Raw genomic sequence first — 14,200 nt, 5'->3', positions numbered from 1 at the left:
TGATTCGTGTTTGTGTACTAAACATCTGGATTCGGATAAGACTAGGGTTATTATTTTTTGATTTCAAATGTTTTACTTCCTGCTTTTACCAATACATACTGGAAGGTAAAATAAGGTGTAGGGGAATCTTTATACCAATCTTTAGGGTCTAGCAGATCTTTGTAAATACTTTGTATCCTGACTTTTGCATAGTTACCATTCGCTGTCCGGACAATGATTGTGTGTCCTTCAATCGGATAGCATACATGGGCTTTACGCGGATCTGAACCTCCTTTGATCGTTCCTCCGAAATCATACAGATACCAGCCCAGACCTTCTCCAAAAGCACCGGAGTCATCCGTACCGTAAGATTTTTCGCCTGTACGGAAAAGATTATCAGCCGGAACATCCGTTACATCTTCAAACTTCTGTTTGACAATAAGAATTCCGCCTTTACCGGTTCCACCCCTTAAGGGAGTATTGCAATTCAGGAAACTTCGGTATATGTCATCAAATGAAAGATCCCATCTGGAGGTCTGTTTGTAGTCCGGATTGATTCCTTGTTTACTTTCCAGGCTAAAATATATAGGAGATTGTTTGGTAGTTGGTTCACTTCCCTGTGGCAAGGCTTCCCCGAAGTTTTTGACTGTAATGATGGTGTTAAACATACTCTCTGCAGTAGGCGGTTCTGGTTCCGGATCAGGTTGTGGGGTATCACTCTTGCTGCAGCCGATAAATATAAAGCCTACCAGTATGGGTAGCCACACGGTCTTTTGGATCGTCATGATGCAAGAGTTGATGGTTGTACTTTTCATGTGTTAATAATAACTGTTATTTTTATTTAAATTAATTCTAAATAATGATACTAAGATAAAGGTATTTTTAATAGGTGATGCTATTAAAACCGCTATTTAATGTATGAAATTCGGTTTCCTGTATAAGATTCGGATTTCAATTTTCTCTTTTTATTATCTCGTAGTCAGGTTTTTACTTCCGTCTTGCTGAACAAAATAGCGGAATGTATAATAAGGGGCCGGCCAGTTTAGATTAGTGACTGCCGGAGGATTACCTTTATACGCATTAATGAGTTGCAGCTTGGCATATTTTCCATCAGGCAGGCGTAAAATATAGGTACGATTGGGCAAAGCCTGCATAATATGAGTATCCAGACTATATCGAAACCAACCGTAAGATCCCTGTGAAGAAGCCCATCCGATCTTATTGACTTCACTTTTGCTGAAGGTTGCATCGTCGGGAGCGGCAGTTACATTCTCATATGCCTGATCAACCAAGACAACAGCTGTATTGGATGCCTGTCCTCCGAATCCCGGATTGTACTCGTAATTGGCATTGTTGACATATATTTCTGAATTGTACGGACCTGTAAAAGCGAGATCCCAGTCTTTGGATTTGAGCCATTGCAGAGAATCTGCCTTCGTTTTGATCCAGATCTGCCGTTTGTCGCGAAACCTGAAAAGGAAGGTATAGAAGTCTCTTTTCTCCTTTCCATCCACATTGCCGGCCATGGATGCCTCCGTATCTCCAGGCAGATCATATACGACCGTGCTCTTGCCGTCTTCCAATGATGGACGGGGATCATCTTCATTCTTGCTGCATGAAGTGCTCAGAATGAAAAGCAGACTTAACAGCCCAAACCCTATTTTTCTGAACCAATGTAGAGGGTACAATTCATTCATAATAAGATTTTTATCTTCCATGTGTATTTTTGGGTTTAGTATATTCAGATATTTCATCATAATTTGTATTATAGCTGTGTATGATTTGTTTTATTCTTTAAACCATCGATAACCGACACCTCCTAGGATGACTCTTCCGGGTTGCCCCGGCATATACTGATGGGTAAAGTTTAATATATTGTCGCCTATGACCCGTAACGATAGTCGGTCGTTCCATAGTTTTTTCTCTATTGTGATATTGAGCAGCACATGTTCCGGTACAAAAGCATCAAATTTGTCAATAAACTGGTTGCCATTTATTTCCTGGAAGGGATATTTACCACGGATATTGGCTCTTACATTGAAACTCAGATCCAGTGGTCTGTACACATATAATGCTTTGAGATTGAGCATATGGCGTGATCGGTCTTCGATTCCCCAGTAACTTTTGGTTGTAACCGGCGTCGATTCCCCCGTTACAGGATTGTTAATGGTCTGATTGAACGGCCACTTTCCCGAACGAATGCTGTCCAATACACTCAGATCTTTGGCGATCAGGTATTGATAGCCTGCAGAAAGTTCCAGGTCAGACAGCAATTGTGTTGTCAGCGTCAGTTCTAAGCCTTTATTAACAGCCTTGGGCAGATTGCGGTAGGTGTATATCTGACCAATGGTGGTTCCTGAACCTACCAGCACATTGTTTATCTGATTGTCGATACGATGATAGAACACCGACATTTCTGCTTTGAAACGTTTCTGAGGTTGCCACACTATACCTGTGTTGAACGACATACTTTTTTCTGCCTGCAGATTGTTGGCGATTTTATTGACTACATAGCTGTTTTTATAGCTTAATTCACCCGCATTTTCCATTGCCTGCAAGGTTTCTTTCAGTACATCTGTTCCTAATACCAGGTAGTTGGCTGCCGGATTAAAGAATGCCTGATACCTCATTTTGTAATCCGGAGATTTGAAACCTGCACCGATTCCGGCTTTCCATAACAGGTTGGTTGACAGGTTGTATTGCAAACCAAAACTCGGACTTGCTTTTCCGCCGTATACATTTGTGCGATCATAGCGTATACCGGCCAGTGTATTGAGCTTGTCCGATGTTTTCCATTCGGCCTGTATGTATCCGAATGCAGTGTTGAGCGATCGTTCTTCACTCAATTCTTTGTTGTCCATGAGTTCGAGGCTTCCGCCTAATCCTCCTGTCAGTTTGACGGATGATACCGGGGAGTAAGCAAATTGTTGCTCAATGCGGTGTATCTGCTGTCCGAACTTTTGTGCACTTATCAATGCACTTTGTTTTACCCACTCGGCATCCATCTGTGTTTCATACCGGGTATAGTAATATCTGGTCATACTGCGGAATCCGTTTTCAAACTGATGATCATAGCTGGCGGCTAGGTTGAGATCCCGGTCTGTCTGATTGTCTTTATTCACCAGATCATCTGACCAGTCGTTGATCATCGTGGAATGCCGTTCGGCATATCGTGCCGTGAATCCTACCGTCCCTTTTTTGGTAAGGCGGTAGCGCGTACGCCCCTGGAAACTATAATTGGAATAGGGTGGCAGCGTCGTGCCATCTTTCATATAGCTGTTGCTGTTAAAGCCATCTGTCCGATAATAGTTGCCAGATACCACTACAGATCCTCTTTGGGAAGCAAATGGTGCTTCAGCTTCAAGGGTAGCATCTACGATATTGAGGCTTCCGTAAAGAATGGATGCGTTGGCCTGAGGAGCTAATGCTCCGTGTCGCGTAATGATATTGATCGCTCCGCCAAGAGCATCACTTCCATACAGACAGGAAGAAGCTCCCTTGATGATTTCTATACGTTCAATATTAGTTACAGATATTCTGGAAAGATCGAAATTTCCGTTATTGCGACCCAGCATAGGTTGTCCATCGATCAGCACCATTACATAATTGCTGCTGAATCCTTGCATTTGTACGCCTACGGCACGGGATCCGCCTGATATATCATTTACGACTGCCACTCCGGTCTGTTCCTTCATGACCTCATCCAGGCGTCGGCTCCCCATAAGTTCAATTTGCCTGCGTGTGATCACCGTCACCGGCATGGCTGCCTGTTCCGCCCGCAGCAGATTATCTACGCTGGGTATGCGTTGTTCGATTGCCACTTCACGTAAACTGGTTTCATCGGCTTCAATGATGAGTTTTAGTTGCTGAAGACTCCTTCTCTCCAGATCAAGTTCCTTCTCTAAAGCCTTATAGCCTACACAGGATATGCGGATTTTGTAGGTTCCTTCATATAATTCCGCAAAACTGAATCGTCCTTTTTCATCTGTCATTACTACTTTATTATCCGGCAGCAGTGTTACAGTTGCATTGGGAATAAGCTGTCCGTCGGCATCCGCTACATATCCGTTGATATGAAGCTTTTGCTGGCTGTAGACAAGCTGATGCATAACCGTAAAAAAAAGTATACAGATAATGTTTTTGATACAAAAAACGATTTGATTCACTATTTTTATTTTTAATCAATCTAAATAATATTGCAAAACAAGTCATTGTCATCGAGAAAACCTGTATTAAATCTGCTAAATATTATATGTAAAGTGATATTTATTTGAGTGTAAACTATTGCTAGGTTAATCATAATAGGCATTAAATCAATCTGTTAGTGTATTTGTGTTAACAAAAACAGAAGATGTTTATAAAATGTAAAATTTTTATTTAGACTAATTATTGATTGTTTTGTAAAATAAACGGACACATTGTAATCGGAAACAAATGACTTTTATACACAAATTACTGAGTTGCTTTCTTCTTTTTAGCTGTATATGCTCATCTGTATACGGACTGCCAAAACGTATCATTACATTAAGCAGTGCGCTGACTGAGACGGTATATGCTTTAGGATACGGCAGTACTGTCGTAGCCACTGATGTGACAAGTGTATCTCCGGCTGCAGCAGGAGCTTTGCCAAAAGTAAGTAAGAACCGCTCTGTAAGTGCTGAAGTACTTATAGCCTATCAACCGGATCTGATTTTGGCAGCAGAAGGTGATGTAAGTGCAGGAATTATACGTCAGCTAAAATCTGCTGGTATACGCTTCGTAACGATCAAACAGATTTATTCTGCCAAAGGTGCAATGAACTATGTCCAGGCTGTCGCCCAGGCTTTAGGTGATAGTAATAAAGGTAAGACGCTGGCCAGCAAGCTTAGTAAAGATATGGCTGAAGCACAGGCAGCAGCTCAGAAGAATCTGAAAGGACGTAAACCCAAAGTATTGTTTGTGTATGCAAGAGGTACCGGTACGATGAGTGTGGCGGGTAAGGGGAGCAGCCTGGATGCGATTATCGAATTGTCCGGCGCACGTAATGCGGTTCAGGAATTTGCTGATTTCAAACCTTATACAACTGAATCATTGGTGAAAGCGAATCCGGACATTATTCTGATGTTTGATTTTGGGGTAAGCAGTCTGGGGGGAAAGGATGCAGTGCTGAAGATGCCGGGAATGCGGGTGACGGAAGCCGGAAAAAATAAAAGAATAATCCAGATGAATGGTCCTTTACTGATCAATTTCAGTACACGCTTACCTGAAGCTGTAGCACAGTTGAATAAAGCTATTGTGGCTTCTTTGTAAAATACCGATGAAAGAAAAAATTATTAGTATCAGTCTTATTATTATTCTACCTGTGGCCATGATTGTCGCTATGGGAATGGGAGCATTTTATATTCCTGTACGGGATGTGCTGATCTTGCTGGGACAGAAGATAGGGCTGGCTTCTTCCGTTGCAGTAGATGATATATACGGTGATGTGTTGTTTATAGTGCGCCTGCCGCGTGTTTTAATGGGTGTGTTGGTAGGTGCAGCACTTGGGATCTCGGGAGCTGCTATTCAAGGTATCTTCCGCAATCCTCTTGCTGAGCCCGGACTGATTGGTATATCGGCAGGTGCGTCTTTATTTGCAGTACTGATTATCGCATTTGAAACCGTATTGTTTGTAGGTTTGAGCGAATTAATCGGCTATTATCTGCTGGCTTTCGGAGCTTTTGCAGGAGCGGGTATTACTTCTTTACTGGTCTATCAGTTATCCAGAAAAAAAGGAAGACCCCGGGTCACCACGATGTTGCTGGCCGGAATCGCCATCAATGCATTTGCAGGGGCGTTGACAGGTCTTATTACGTATATGGCGGATGAACAGCAGCTGCGTACCATCACTTTCTGGATGTTAGGCAGTCTGGGAGGTGCTACCTGGGAAAATGTAGCGGCCATTACTCCGTTTATACTGATCCCATTGCTGATACTGCCTTTTTTCAGTAAAGCATTGAATGCCTTTGCATTGGGCGAATCACAGGCTGATCTGCTGGGAATGCGTACCGACCGGGTCAAAAGGTGGGTGGTGCTCTTATCTACTATGGCGGTAGGAGCTTCGGTGTCTGTATCCGGGATTATTGGCTTTGTAGGATTATTAGTCCCCCACACTGTACGTCTGATGGGAGGTGTAGAACATAAATATGTCCTGGTAAGTTCAGCGTTATTTGGCGCATTGATACTGACGGTGGCGGACATTTTAGCAAGGGTACTGGCCGCTCCTGTTGAGCTGCCGATAGGGGTCATCACCGCATTATTGGGAACTCCGGTTTTCCTTTACATTTTATTGACTGAAGAATAGCGAATTAAAAGTATACAGCATGTTGCGTGTCGAAAAACTTACTTATGAAATAAAAGGTAGAAAACTGCTCAAAGACGTCTCCTTTCAATTGAGAGAAGGTGAAGTCTTAGCGTTGCTTGGAGCTAACGGGGCCGGCAAATCTACATTAATGCGTCTGCTTAGTGGCGATCTGGAAGCTACAGAGGGCAGTATACATCTGTATGGTAAGCCCTTGAGTAGTTACCATGTGACAGAACTGGCTAAACGAAGAGCGATGCTTTCTCAGCAAAATGCCATGAGTATGGCATTTAAGGTGAAAGATATTGTGATCATGGGAAGATACCCGCATTTTAAATCCAGTCCTGCTGCACATGATCTGGATATTGTGAATGAAGTCATGAAGATTTGTGGAGTAGAACTGTTTGCCGATCGTTCTTACCTGAATCTTTCCGGAGGGGAGCAACAGCGTGTACAACTGGCTCGTGTACTGGCTCAGCTTTGGGATAATCCGGATAGTCTTTTACTATTGGACGAACCTGTTTCTGCATTAGATCTGCGTTATCAGCAGCAGGTGCTGGCCATTGCAAAGGCTTTGTCAAGAAAGGGATTTATGGTAGTGGTGGTACTTCACGATGTGAATCTGGCCAGTATATATGCCGATCGTATTATTATGCTCAAAAACGGTAGAAAATGGTTTGATGGTACAGCAATAGAGGTACTGGATAAGCAAAGTTTGTATACGGTATTTTCGGTAGAAGCAGATGTACACATACATCCCAAAACCCTGAAACCGTTGATAAGAATGGAAGAAATCGAAATGGATGCTGCTCATTTCAATAGTAAACTGCCGGCGCGCAAGACGGAAGGAGATTTGAGAGAACGTTATTTGCAGCTTCATGACCTGCATCCCAATGCTTCTCTATCAGTGCTGGCTAAACAACTCGAAATTTCTGAAATCGATTTGCTCTTTATCGCATACCCCAATCAGGTAGCTGTTCTAAACAAAGAGTATGCAGGATTACTCAAAGGTTTGGTCGGATTGGGTATTATCAATTCATCCGTACGAACTGAGATTGTACAGATGGACATTCGTTGTATACTGGAGGAACCGGAACTGGAGGAAGGATATTTTATATTTAGGGATAATACGTCTGAGATACAGATCGAACTGGCAAAATGCAAAACGGTTCTTGCTGTAGCGCATCAATGGGAGAAAAGCCTCAGATTTTATGATGAAAGCGGCCATTTGGTCTTTATGGTGACATTGGGAGATGGTTCGGACTTTCAGCATGCATTTATGCACTTGCTGGGTTCTTATAAGGCTGCCCAACAGACACTCACAGCTGCAGAGAAATCGTGTGAGCGACTGTTGAATAAACAGGAGACCGTTTCGTATGATAGTATCACTAAAAAGGATTTTGCTTTCTTCAAAAGGATACTGGCCAGATCTGCCGCAGAACAGTTACCGGTTTCATTTTTCATCCGCAATAACGGCTGTCGTCAACAGTACAGCGGCTGTATTCAAAATCTGGTAGATCAGGGAGGACGATATATGATACTGGATAAAAAACTTGTTCTCACCATAGACAACATACAGTCATCCCATATATGGATAAGTAAAGTTGCAGATGATGCGGGACTGATTTCCATGGACATATGTGACAGCAATCAGCATATTATGATTTCCGTGCAGGTAGATAAAAGTGTAATTCCGGCAGATAATTCGCCGGAATGGTCTTCTTTATTAAATACTTGAGTAAAAACTGATACCAATTTATAAAACAATTACTTATGAGCAATCTATCATCTTCCACTCCGGTAAAAGTACAGCAAATGTTGGAATCCTATTATGCAGAACAGCAGCTGCAACACTCGAAGAAAAGACAGTATATTTTGGAAAATATCTTGTTACATCGTGACTGGATTGATGCTGTAGATCTGTGGATCAGCCTGCAACGCCATGTCAGTATCAGCTGTATATACCAGACCCTAAAATTATTAGTAAAAGCGGGTATTGTAGAGCAACGCACAGGAGAAGATCGTAAGACACATTACCGGCCTTTGTTACAGATGAGCAGACAGGCATAAACCTGAAACTTTTTATTCGATATTCTATTTAGAAAGATTTTAAATAACTAACGTTTCCTGAAAAAATCATGTATCTTTAGCCCTAACGTAATCCTGTTTCATCTGTATGTTGATCAAAAGTAAAATAGAAGAATTAGATGAATGGCTTTTTATAGAAGAAATTCCTGATCTGTATATTCCGGATAAGCCGTTGGTCGAAAAGCGGGTAGAAATCAAACGGGATCCGATTACGATGACCAATTTTCAGTTATCCACGAGCGGTCTCTTTATTTTGCACACCAATATGCGGTTTGATCAGCCGGTGCATATTTATACGGAGGTAGAAGGAGAGGTGATTACCAGTCAGTTTATTTTCTACAAATCTATTGACAGTAAATCGCAGTACGGTATGAGCAGACACAATATCCGTTATATCCCTACAGTCAAGTCCAGTCATGAGGTAAAGACAGGAGTGGATTACAGTTACTTTATTGCGGTGATATCTAAAGAATATTATCTCAATCTGATAAAACGGGATTCTTTACTTCACAGAGACTTTGTCAAGAATATAGAAAAGGGACATTATACTTCTTTTGCGGAGGAAGATCTGATGGCTACTTATGAGATGCAGCATACTATTGATGAACTTCTCACATCCAAAAAGACGGGAGAGATCCGGAGACTGCATACCGAATCCCGGATTGTGGAATTGCTGATGTATCAGTTTGAACAATACAATGAGCAGGGAACGCCGAATAATGACCTCTTTAATGAAGATGATATATATCGTTTGGAAATGGCTCGCCAGATACTGGAACAACGTATCGCAAATCCACCAACGCAAAAGGAGCTGGCTTCTGAAGTAATGATGAGTGAAAGTAAACTGCGTAAGGATTTTAAAGAATATTTTTCGGTCACCATACACGACTATCTCACACGTGTACGTATGGAAAAAGCGAGGATTTTACTGCTTGCCAAACAAATGACTGTATATGAAGTTGCACTGCTTACAGGATTTGGTCATCAGAATAATTTCAGCAGTGCATTTAAAAAGTACTATGGGATATCTCCGGGAGAGTTAAAAACATAACGGCATGCAGCGAGCTTATTATAGATATAAAAACAAACGCCCGACATATGTAGGGCGTTTGTTGTATATGCGAGATTTGCTTTAATCTGCTATTCGGCAGTCCATCCGCCACCTAATGCTCTGTAAAGATCGACTATAGCTGCCAGTTCAGCCTTTTTGAGCTGAGCAAGTTCCAGTTCACTCTGTAATACATTACTTTGTGCAGTAATGACTTCCAGATAGGTTGCCATACCCGTTTCAAACAAAAGATCAGCATGTCCAATGGCATTTCTTAATCTGTTTGTTCTATCGGCCGCAATTACTTCTTTTTCTTTTAACTTACGTATGGAGATCATGGCATCTGATACTTCTCCTACAGCCGTAATAACAGATTGCTTAAATCTGATCACACTTTTTTCCTGTTCAACGCGGGATACTTCATATTGTGTACGTAATTGTTTGCGTTGCAATATGGGCTGTGTAATACTGCCTGCCACTACTCCAAAAAGAGAAGCCGGCAGATTAAACCAATTGCTGGATTTGAATGCATTTACTCCGGCATCTGCACTGATCACCAGCGAGGGATACATACTTGCTTTTGCAGTCTGCTGATTAGCCTGAGCTGCTGCTATCGCTAATTCTGCGCTTTTTACATCGGGTCTGCGGCTCAACATAGCAGCAGGAATACCGACCTGCAGATGTTCGGGGAGTGTAATGGTATTCAATGTTGCTGTAGTTGCAATAGCGTGTGGCAACTGACCACTAAGTACACTGATGGCATTTTCCTGTATCTGTACCTGCTGTTCAAAATCCGGAATAAGAGCTGCTGCAGCCAGGCGCTGTGCCGCTACCTGTTCTACTGCTAAAGAACTGATATCACCGACTTCATACTGATATTGCACAATACGTAGCGTACTGTCACTCAGGCGCAGATTCTTTTTAGCAATATCCTGCAACTGATAGAGCATCAAGAGCTGATAATATCCCTGTGCAACCTGAGAGACAAGTTGTGTCTGCACTACTTTCCGGGCTTCTTCGGTTTGAAGGTAGGAGGCCAGTGCTGCGGCTTTTTGATTTTTGATCTTGCCCCAGATATCTGCTTCCCATGAGAGGGATAGGGCAGCTGTATAATCTTCCACATGATTCGCACCCAGAAACTGATTGAGGCTAAGCCCATTCATGCTGTTGTTGGACGGATTTGTACTGGTTGCATTGACACGCAGCTGAAGAGTAGGCAGATTGCCTGCTTTAGCCTGATTTAACAACAGGCGCGAAGCTTCAATGTTTTTTACTGCAAGTTGCATATCCATATTCTGCCGGATTGCCGAATCTATTAATTGTTGCAGCATGGTATCTTTGAAAAATTCCCGCCAGGGAATAGAGCCGATAGTATTCGTATCTGTCTTAAGGGCACCACTTTCCCGATAATTATCGGGAAGGGTGACCGGTATATGAGTTGCTAACCGCTCTGTCTTACATCCGGACAGGATGAGTGTAATCAGAAAGATAGTGACGCTATAGAATTTAATGTTCATATAAGTGATATATAATAGTTGTGCAGTTAAGATTGAGAAGGATCAGCCATCTGTAGCTCATGTCCTGTCACAGCTGTAACTGCTGATCCGTTTTTCTTTTTAAAATCAGGCTTTGATACTTTTTCCTGCAGGCTCTGAAAAATAATAAACAATACAGGTATGATAAATAATCCAAGAACTACTCCCGAAAACATACCTCCTGCAGCAGCAATACTGATCGAATGATTTCCCTGTGCTGAAGGTCCTGTAGCACCCATCATCGGGATCATACCTACGATAAATGCTAAAGAGGTCATGATAATAGGACGCAGACGAAGCTTCGCTGCTTCAAAAGCGGATGCCGCAATAGAGAGTCCTGTCCTGCGCCTTTGAATGGCAAATTCTACTATCAGAATAGCATTCTTGGCCAGCAGACCGATCAACATCACAAGGGCTACCTGTACATAGATGTTATTCGAAATACCAGTCATCCCGATAGCAGCGAATACACCGAATATTCCGGTAGGGATAGAAAGGATTACTGCCAAAGGAATAATATAGCTTTCGTATTGAGCAGCCAGCAGAAAGTATACAAATACCAGACATAGAATAAAGATCACTGTAGACTGACCTCCGGAGGTGATCTCTTCCTTGGTCATACCCGAGAACTCATAGGTAAATCCTGACGGCAGGTGCTGAGCGGCAACTTCTTCCACGGCACGGATAGCATCTCCTGAACTGAATCCCGGATTTGGAATCGCGTTGATACCGATTGAATTAAACAGGTTGTAACGGGATGCTGTCTCCGGTCCGTATACACGGTTGAGTCTTACCAGCGTATTGATCGGAACCATCTCTCCAAATTTGTTTTTTACATAAATACCATCCATGGCCGAAGGTTCAGATCGTTCTGTCTTATCTGCCTGCAGCATGACACGGTAATACTTACCAAACCTGTTGAAATCTGATGCCTGTGCACTGCCAAAGTACGACTGCATCGTCTGCAGAATATCTCTTGTGCTTACACTTAACTGTTCAGCTTTTACATCATCGACTTCCAGTTCGTATTGCGGATAGTCTGCCCTGAATGTGGTAAAAGCCATCATTACCTCCGGACGTTGCATCAGCTCTCCGATGAATTTCTGACCTATAGTACTGAATTTCCCGAGTTCACCTCCGGTACGGTCCTGTAATACCATATCCAGACCGTCTACATTACTGAATCCAGGAACAGTAGGAAAGGTGAATACGAAGAAATTGGCACCTTTAATTCCGGCCAGTTTTTGATTGACATCACCCATGATGGCATTGATATCTTTGATATCTCCCCGTTGATCATGCGGTTTGAGCAGAATAAAGGCAACTCCGGCCGAAGGACTTGTCGATTGTGTCAGGATGTTAAATCCGGAAAGCACATTGAGGGTCTGTGTAAACGGCGCATGTTGAAGTTGTTTTTCAGCTTCTCTTAAAGCCTGATTCGTGCGGTCTAATGAAGCTCCGGCAGGCATAGAAAGAGATATGGCAATAAAGCCCTGATCTTCTGAAGGAATAAATCCGGTAGGTGTTTTGCGTACCATCTGTACAGTCAGCAGGACTACAATGGCTAATCCTGCAAGACCCACCCATTTGTATTTGACCAGAAAACGGAGACTTCCCACATAGTTTTTTGTCAACCGATCAAATCCTACGTTGAAACCGGCAAAGAATTTCTCTTTGAAGGATACTTTGGGAGCCGGATGTTCGGAGTGCTGCGGTGCTTTAAGAAATAATGCACACAATGCAGGGCTCAGTGTCAGCGCATTGATCGCTGAAATAACAATAGCGATGGCCAGTGTAAAAGCAAATTGTCTGTAAAATACACCTGTAGATCCTTCCATAAAACCGATAGGAAGGAATACGGCAGACATGACCAGCGTAATAGAAATAATCGCCCCTGTGATCTCACTCATGGCCGAAGTAGTAGCCAGTTTTGGCGGAAGGTGGGTATGTTCCATCTTCGCATGCACCGCTTCCACCACGACTATAGCATCATCCACTACTATACCGATAGCGAGTATCAATGCAAACAGGGTAAGCAAATTGATCGAGAAACCGAAGAGCTGCATAAAGAAGAATGTCCCAATGATCGCTACCGGTACGGCAATAGCCGGAATAAGGGTAGATCTGAAGTCCTGAAGAAAAAGGAATACGACCAGAAAAACCAGTAAAAAGGCCTCTATAAGAGTATGCTGTACCTGACTGATGGATTGATCCAACGCATCTTTAGTGTTGTAAAGTACTAAGTATTTTACACCTTTTGGAAAGTCTTTTTCAGCCTTTTCCATTAATTGCTGTATAGCGATCTGAATCTCATTGGCATTAGAACCTGCCAGTTGCATAATTCCGATATTGATACCCGATTTTTCATTAATACGGGTATTACTTCCGTACGTATATGCTCCTAATTCTACACGGGCTACGTCTTTGAGCCGCAGAATAGAACCATCTGCATTGGAACGGATAATAATATTCTCATAATCCGCAGGTTGGTTTAATTTACCCTTGTATTTGATTACGAATTCAAATGCTTCCCGGCTACTTTCCCCAAATTTACCGGGAGCAGCTTCTACGTTTTTGTCCTGTATAGCAGTCATGACTTCCGAAGGTGTCAGTTTATAACTGGCCATTTGTTTCGGATCCAGCCACACCCGCATAGAATAATCTTTACTACCACCGAAGATTAAAGCCTGTCCCACACCGGATATACGCTTTAATTCGGGAATAATATTGATCTGGGCATAGTTATTCAGAAAGGTCTGATCATAACGGCCTTCATCTTCTGTATAAAGATCGAGTACCATAATCAGACTGTTCTGTTGCTTAGCCGTGGTAATACCGGCTTGTATAACTTCACTAGGTAACTGGCTGGTGGCCTGCGCCACGCGGTTCTGCACATTCACAGCTGCCTGGTCAGGATCCGTTCCTAACTTAAAGTAAACTGTGATCATCAGTGAACCGTCATTACTTGCCGTGGAGCTCATATAGCTCATATTTTCAACTCCGTTGATGGATTCTTCAAGAGAAGGCGCTACAGCACGAAGTACAGTCTCAGCATTAGCACCCGGATAGAGCGCCATAACCTGTACAGCCGGAGGAGCAATATCCGGAAACTGTTGAAGCGGTAAGCGAAGCATTCCCATCACGCCGAGGATCACGAGCAGAATGGAGATTACAGTCGCCAGTACAGGTCTTTCTATAAATTTTTTAAGCATAGTCTTTTTAGTATTTCAG

The 14,200-nt window shown here is 42.7% G+C and carries 10 protein-coding genes; 5 read left to right on the top strand and 5 right to left on the bottom strand.

From position 1 onward, the window contains the following. Positions 1-50 precede the first annotated feature (50 nt). The 3 genes from I6J03_RS20990 to I6J03_RS20980 form a co-directional block, all read right to left on the bottom strand. Positions 51-794, bottom strand: coding sequence for an HmuY family protein (locus I6J03_RS20990; RefSeq protein ID WP_232279673.1), 744 nt, complete (start codon positions 792-794; stop codon positions 51-53). Positions 795-947: 153 nt separating this feature from the next. After that, complete coding sequence (locus I6J03_RS20985; RefSeq protein ID WP_232279672.1) at positions 948-1,697, bottom strand: HmuY family protein; 750 nt, start codon at positions 1,695-1,697, stop codon at positions 948-950. Positions 1,698-1,766: 69 nt separating this feature from the next. After that, on the bottom strand, positions 1,767-4,088 hold the full coding sequence (locus tag I6J03_RS20980) for a TonB-dependent receptor (protein WP_003005892.1): 2,322 nt from the start codon (positions 4,086-4,088) through the stop codon (positions 1,767-1,769). 325 nt (positions 4,089-4,413) lie between these two features. Between I6J03_RS20980 and I6J03_RS20975 the strand changes: the two genes are divergently transcribed. The 5 genes from I6J03_RS20975 (at position 4,414) to I6J03_RS20955 (ending at position 9,437) form a co-directional block, all read left to right on the top strand. After that, positions 4,414-5,268: a heme/hemin ABC transporter substrate-binding protein gene (locus I6J03_RS20975; protein WP_201693963.1), complete on the top strand. Its 855-nt coding sequence runs from the start codon at positions 4,414-4,416 to the stop codon at positions 5,266-5,268. A 7-nt stretch (positions 5,269-5,275) separates the two neighbouring features. Continuing rightward, positions 5,276-6,301, top strand: a complete 1,026-nt coding sequence (locus I6J03_RS20970; RefSeq protein ID WP_003005884.1) for a FecCD family ABC transporter permease — start codon at positions 5,276-5,278, stop codon at positions 6,299-6,301. Positions 6,302-6,320: 19 nt separating this feature from the next. Beyond that, a complete protein-coding gene (locus I6J03_RS20965; RefSeq protein WP_003005882.1) occupies positions 6,321-8,036 on the top strand; it encodes a heme ABC transporter ATP-binding protein in 1,716 nt (571 codons plus the stop codon). Positions 8,037-8,071: 35 nt separating this feature from the next. Beyond that, on the top strand, positions 8,072-8,368 hold the full coding sequence (locus I6J03_RS20960; RefSeq protein ID WP_003005880.1) for a transcriptional repressor: 297 nt from the start codon (positions 8,072-8,074) through the stop codon (positions 8,366-8,368). Between the two features lie 106 nt (positions 8,369-8,474). Continuing rightward, entirely contained in the window at positions 8,475-9,437 is a 963-nt protein-coding gene (locus I6J03_RS20955) for a helix-turn-helix transcriptional regulator (RefSeq protein ID WP_003005877.1), read from the top strand. Between the two features lie 89 nt (positions 9,438-9,526). Here the strand turns inward: I6J03_RS20955 and I6J03_RS20950 are convergent, their stop codons facing one another. Then, complete coding sequence (locus I6J03_RS20950) at positions 9,527-10,951, bottom strand: efflux transporter outer membrane subunit (protein WP_201693962.1); 1,425 nt, start codon at positions 10,949-10,951, stop codon at positions 9,527-9,529. 26 nt (positions 10,952-10,977) lie between these two features. Continuing rightward, complete coding sequence (locus tag I6J03_RS20945) at positions 10,978-14,181, bottom strand: efflux RND transporter permease subunit (RefSeq protein WP_003005871.1); 3,204 nt, start codon at positions 14,179-14,181, stop codon at positions 10,978-10,980. Between the last annotated feature and the right edge of the window lie 19 nt (positions 14,182-14,200).

Origin of the sequence: Sphingobacterium spiritivorum (assembly GCF_016724845.1) — a bacterium.
Classification (GTDB): Bacteria; Bacteroidota; Bacteroidia; order Sphingobacteriales; family Sphingobacteriaceae; genus Sphingobacterium; species Sphingobacterium spiritivorum_A.
The sequence above is the reverse complement of the archived record's forward strand: the minus strand, read 5'-3'. Positions and strand labels throughout refer to the sequence as shown.